Raw genomic sequence first — 4,980 nt, 5'->3', positions numbered from 1 at the left:
GTTTCTATCTATCTTCAAAATTGGTTTTCCCGATGAATATTCAAGTTCTTTTAACAGATTAGAATGAATGTCAAATGACGAGCAAATGCTTACATTTAATAACAGCAGAAAAATAAGTAATATCGATTTCATAATTACCTCCAATTATAATACTCAGGAATTACTGAGTATACTCCTAACAATTTGCGTAATTTCATTGCACATCCTCGCCCACCTGGCCATGCCATTGGAGTATGATTTAAGTTGTACTGAACGACACTTGAGTTGACAGTCATCAACCTCTGATGGTTATTTTTTAGGCTACCAGATTATCCTCATTTTCGAGATTGGCTTTTTGGGCCAGATGTTTTCCGTCAATAAAAGTCTGCATCGGTGTTCTACCTTGACACCTCTTGCCTTGATGAGTTCGTTCCTGATTGTAATGAATCATCCATTGATCCAACTCAGTCTGTAATTCCTCAATCGAGGAAAATATCTTCCTTCTAAAGATCGATTTATAGAACTCATCCAGGATTGTCTTATGGAAGCGTTCACAGATTCCGTTGGTCTGTGGATGTCTGGCTTTGGTCCTGGTATGCTCAATCTCGTGCAGCTGAAGATAGAGCTGGTAGGGATGTTTGTCAAGCCGGCCACAGAACTCCGTGCCTCGATCAGTCAGAACTCGCAGAATATCAACTCCCTGTTCATCATAGAAAGGCACTACCTTGTCATTTAAGACATCAGCGGCGGTCAAGGGAACCTTGGCGGTGTACAGCTTGGCAAAAGCCACTGATGAGTAGGTGTCAATCACGGTCTGCTGATAGATTCGTCCTACGCCTTTGAGATAACCGACATAAAAGGTATCCTGGGCTATCAGGTAGCCCGGATGGTGAGTCTCGATTTCATCGGGGACCGTCTCACGCTCTTTACGAGCCTGTTCCAGGACACGAAGCTGTTCCTCGGTATAAACGATTCCTTCCTTGGCGGCCTTCTCCTCCAGTGCTTTCAGACGCTTCTTGAAGGTCTCCAGACCATGACGCAACCAGATCGACCTGATTCCACCCGAGGATATCAGAACACCCTGTTTACGTAATTCATTCGAGGCTCGCAGTTGTCCATAGGCTGGGTACTCATAGGTCATCAAAAGCACTGCCTCTTCAATCTCCGGGGCTACTCGATTCTTATGGCATGGTTTACGGCGGGTCTTTTCTTTGAGTCCATCTAATCCTTGACTCTCATAGGCTTTCTTGATATCGTAGAAGTGTTGACGGGAACAGCCGTGACGATAACGGCCGTCAGGTCGCCTCGGGCATCTATTTCTACCGCCTGACCGCTGACAACTATGTTGAAACGAAAAAGATGATTCTGATGAAATAACGGCTCATCAGATCTTAACACCTAAACCGTCCGGATAATAACCTCATCCGGGCGGTTTTTTGTTATATGATGAAATGCCGGGAAAGAACCGCATGATTCAGGTGCGGTATTTTGTAAGATCGATATTGTAGGTCGGGTGGCCACCTCTTCAGGAGGCAGGTCCGGTGTTACCTATATCGTGAATCCGTACCACTTCCAATTTATTAGTTGAACAAATCCCGCCCGCATGCGGGTGGGCCGCCAGTCCATAAAAGAAGGATCATAGCTGAAGAAAAAAAAGGCTGGTTAACCAACTAACCGAGAGGTTAGAACTGTATGGGAAGTCCTTGACTTTTGCAGCGCATCTCGATCAAAACTGCCCCGACACCTAGCCAGAGGCTTATTTAACTACTCTCCGCGAAGTCCAGTTTCCGCATGGGTATATCAGCCTTTCTAAAGTTCCATAACAGCATATGCCCTTTTGTTTTATCCAGTTAACTATTTTACACAACTTGATTTACTGAAAATCCGGCTGTTTCGGGGCCGTTACAAAAATCTTCAAATCAGGATTATCATGTATTGACAAGCAAATGCGGGAATGGTATTTTGTGGCTTTATATGGCTCATGGGATAGCTTGTAAGTTAATGAAAAAACAAACTTTGACCCCCACAAGGGATCATCATCCCACTACCCGCAGTGAGTTGTGCCGAAAGGCATTCGCTCAAAATATTCTCCAGCATACAGGGGTCAATCCATACAGTTATAAATGAGGAGAGGACCAGAATGACCAAAGATCTGGCGCAGAGGTCGGAAACTGCCAAACGATTTGGCAAAAGAAAAATCGACTGGAAACGGATCGCTCTGATCTTTCTCGGGATCGGCCTGTTCTGTATAGTCAATTTTTCTCCACCCTGGGGTGATGCTGTCGATCCTCAGGGTAAGCATTTTGAACTGACTCAGCAGGGTAAAGGCGCTCTCGCGATTTTTCTTCTGGCAGGTATCTGGTGGGTATTCGAAGTCGTTCCAATCGGCGTCACCAGTATCGCAATCGGTGTTCTGCAGGCGCTTTTTCTGATTCGACCGGCCGATGTCGCTTTCGGCAATTTCATGGATCCATCGGTTTGGTTTATCATTGGCTCGATCGTGATCGGCATGGCTTTTGCCAAAACCGGACTGACACAGCGGATGGCTTACCGGATGCTACTTCTGGTGGGAGAACGAACCAGCATGATTTACCTGGGCAGTTTCGTAATGACTTCGGCTCTGACATTGATCATGGCCCATACCGCGGTGGCGGCGGCGGTCTATCCGCTTTTAATGGCGATCTACGGCCTGTACGCAGAGGATAACAAACCGACACGCTTCGGTAAAGGCTTGTTTATGGGCATGGCGTTCGTGGCCGGCGCGGGCAGTATCATCACGCTCTTAGGGGCCGCCCGGGGCGCGGTTGCCATAGGATTTTTCAAGGATGTCGTCGGACGGGAAATCGGTTTCTTCGAGCTGTCCTGGTATATGTTTCCGGTGGGAGTGGTGATGACCTTCATTTTATGGGGATTTTTCATGGTTGTCTACAAGCCGGAAAAAAAGACTATCCCCGGACTGCGGGAAAGGGTCAAACCGATGGCGCAGGATCTTGGCCCGATGTCCGTTACCGAGGGACTTACGCTTCTGATCGTTTTTTCTAGCATCCTGGTGATGAGTATGCGTTCGTTTATACCGGCGCTGGCGCCGATTAACAAAAGCGCGATTATTTTGATCACGACGATCCTGTTTTTCCTGTTCAGGGTGTTAAATATCAGGGATTTGGAGGAAATACCCTGGAATATTGTCCTGCTCTTCGGGGGCGCTATGAGTATCGGCTTCTGCCTGTGGGAAACCGGGGCGGCCAAATGGCTGGCGATCAACTGGCTGGTGCTTTTCCAGAACGCGCACTGGCTGATTTTTGTGATGGCGATCAGTTTCTTCGTAATGATGATGACTAACTTCATCATGAACGTCGCCGCGATTGCGATTTCACTTCCGGTAGCGCTGGTCATCGCGCCTTACCTGGGTGTTGCTCCGGAAGTTATCCTGTTCAGTTCGCTGGTCGTGGCTGGTATGCCGTTTCTGCTTCTGGTCGGAGCGGCTCCCAACGCCATCGCCTACGAAAGCAAACAATTCACTTCCGGTGAATTCTTTGTGGTCGGTATTCCTGCCAGTATCATACTTTTGATTGTGCTCTGTATCGTGATCGTTGTACTGTGGCCGATCATGGGTATGCCGATTTTGACTGGATAAAAATTTAGCGGTTGCCTAAAGTTTTATGCAACTGTTGATCCATATTTTGGTTATTGTATGCTGAGCAGACTGTTTTTCTGACTTTTCACAAGAGTTAGGGAAGGATTATGTTATGGAAACCAAAAAAGTTAAAGATTTGATGCTCAGGCTTGAGGATTACGCAATTGTCGATGAGGACGCTACCCTCCTTGACGCTGTTAATATACTGGAAGAAGCCCAGAAGAAGCTGGATGAGGGTCGTATGAAACACCGGGCGGTCCTGGTACGTGACAAGCATGGCAAGATCGTCGGGAAGCTTGGGCATCTGGCCTTTCTGAAAGCTCTCGAACCCAAATATGATTCGATCGGTGATTTGAAAACTCTATCGCGGGCCGGCCTGAGCGAAGAATTTGTGCACTCTATAATGGATACCTTTAAATTCTGGGAATACACAATTCCCGATCTTTGCAAGCGGGCGCGCTCGGTTCATGTCAGGGATGCCTTTCACCCGATCAATGAAAACATCGATGAGAACGCGCCGATCACCGAGGCGATTCACAAGTTCGTAATGTGGCAGTCATTATCAATCCCGGTCGTGCGTAATGACGAAATTGTGGGAATTCTCAGGTTGTCCGATCTCTACACAGAATTGTCGAAAATGATCCGGAGCATCTGTGCCTGCGAAATAGATGATCAGAAGTAGCTGTTCTCCATCCATCCCAATTTGACCAATTCAATTTTATTCAGATCGCTGACACCCAGGCCATGACGGGTGTCAGCGAATACCACATGGTGAGGCGGTGGCTTGATCGGCCGTTCGCGCTCGAAGTATTCTTTCCTTTTGGCGTTGAACAAACTGATTCCGACCGCGTCGCTCGCAACCGGATCTGTGGAAACCAATAAGCCCCGGTAGGGCCAGGTATACTTGGCATCAAAATTATGCGGTCCGACACTGTAAAAATGTGGCGTCAACAGCACCAGGATATTCAAGCGGACCTTTCCCTTTACCTCGGGAAGCTTCCAGACCAGGCCGAGATCGGCACAGGAGTTGTCGTGGTACTTCCACGGTGTCGGGGTAAACATGATCGGGTTCTTCAAGCATCCGCCGATGCCGGACCAGTGATGAGTCCTCAGGGGACGCACATTTATCAGGGCTGTGGCGTTTTTGAAAACTTCGCTCCGTAAAACACCGCGATCGTCGATAGCGATATTTTCTTTCTCTACTCCGGCCGAGAGGATGCCTGCCTCTATCGCCTGTTCGACTTCCGAAGGTGTCGGCAAAGGCCCCCAGACATTGCTCTTTATCCCGACGATATCTTTGGGTCCGACTATCTTTTTCCACGCTTCGGACGGTTTGTCGACTTCAAACAGGCGGGAAACAGCCGAAT

At 48.0% G+C, this 4,980-nt stretch carries 5 protein-coding genes; 3 read left to right on the top strand and 2 right to left on the bottom strand.

Annotated elements, in window-relative coordinates; all coding sequences use genetic code 11:
* Positions 1-295 precede the first annotated feature (295 nt).
* Positions 296-1,231, bottom strand: a complete 936-nt coding sequence (locus tag GF404_02765) for an IS481 family transposase (protein MBD3381099.1) — start codon at positions 1,229-1,231, stop codon at positions 296-298.
* A gap of 59 nt (positions 1,232-1,290) precedes the next feature.
* On the opposite strand from GF404_02765, the gene GF404_02760 reads away from it, so the two are divergent.
* From GF404_02760 to GF404_02750, 3 genes are all read left to right on the top strand, one after another.
* Positions 1,291-1,356 carry a hypothetical protein gene (locus GF404_02760; GenBank protein MBD3381098.1) on the top strand — a complete coding sequence of 22 codons (66 nt, stop codon included), beginning with the start codon at positions 1,291-1,293 and terminating at the stop codon, positions 1,354-1,356.
* A gap of 763 nt (positions 1,357-2,119) precedes the next feature.
* Positions 2,120-3,613, top strand: a complete 1,494-nt coding sequence (locus tag GF404_02755; GenBank protein MBD3381097.1) for a DASS family sodium-coupled anion symporter — start codon at positions 2,120-2,122, stop codon at positions 3,611-3,613.
* Positions 3,614-3,725: 112 nt separating this feature from the next.
* A complete protein-coding gene (locus GF404_02750; GenBank protein ID MBD3381096.1) occupies positions 3,726-4,295 on the top strand; it encodes a CBS domain-containing protein in 570 nt (189 codons plus the stop codon).
* On the opposite strand, the gene GF404_02745 is transcribed toward GF404_02750, so the two are convergent.
* Positions 4,286-4,980: DUF362 domain-containing protein (locus tag GF404_02745; protein ID MBD3381095.1), on the bottom strand; the 695-nt coding region annotated here is incomplete at its 5' end. The genes GF404_02750 and GF404_02745 overlap by 10 nt on opposite strands.

It is taken from the genome of Candidatus Zixiibacteriota bacterium (assembly GCA_014728145.1).
GTDB lineage: Bacteria > Zixibacteria > MSB-5A5 > JAABVY01 > JAABVY01 > WJMC01.
Note: the sequence above shows the minus strand (reverse complement) of the source record. Positions and strands in the feature narration are given on the sequence as shown.